The organism is Paraburkholderia sp. NMBU_R16 (assembly GCF_013282575.1).
In the GTDB taxonomy this organism is placed as follows: Bacteria; Pseudomonadota; Gammaproteobacteria; order Burkholderiales; family Burkholderiaceae; genus Trinickia.
Genome location: NZ_JAAAYE010000305.1, coordinates 1 through 457 on the forward strand (window position 1 = coordinate 1; position 457 = coordinate 457).

Annotated in this window: 1 protein-coding gene; it reads left to right on the forward strand. The window is 69.4% G+C overall.

The annotated features are described in order from the left end of the window. Positions 1–457, forward strand: a 457-nt coding sequence (locus GWC77_RS28370; protein WP_173262959.1) for an IS5 family transposase, incomplete at both ends; no start/stop codon positions are given.

Here is a 457-nt window from a genome sequence, read left to right on the forward strand (position 1 = left end):
ACCGCCCTGATGCTGGGCAGTGCGTTGCGGATGCGCTCGCGTCAGACCGAGGGTCTGCTGCGTTCGGTGCTGCAACTGAAGGGGCTCGCGCTGCCGGTTCCGGATCACACCACCCTGAGCCGGCGGGCGAGGCAACGCCGCGCGATACGCCGTGAGCCGTTGCCCCACGGGCCGCTGCACGTGCTGGTCGACAGCACCGGGCTGCAGGTCTACGGCGCGGGCCAGTGGCTGCAGGACAAGCACGGCGGGAAGTCGCGCCGCAAATGGCGCAAGCTGCATGTGGCCGTCGACGCCAGCACGGGCCAGATCGTGGCCCACACGCTCACGGACCAGGACGGCGACGATCCGTCCCAGGTGGAGCCACTGCTGGAGCAGATTGCCAACCCGATCGGCCGGTTCATTGCCGACGGCGCCTATGATGGCGCGCCGACGTACCAGACGGTGGGCCGTCACAATG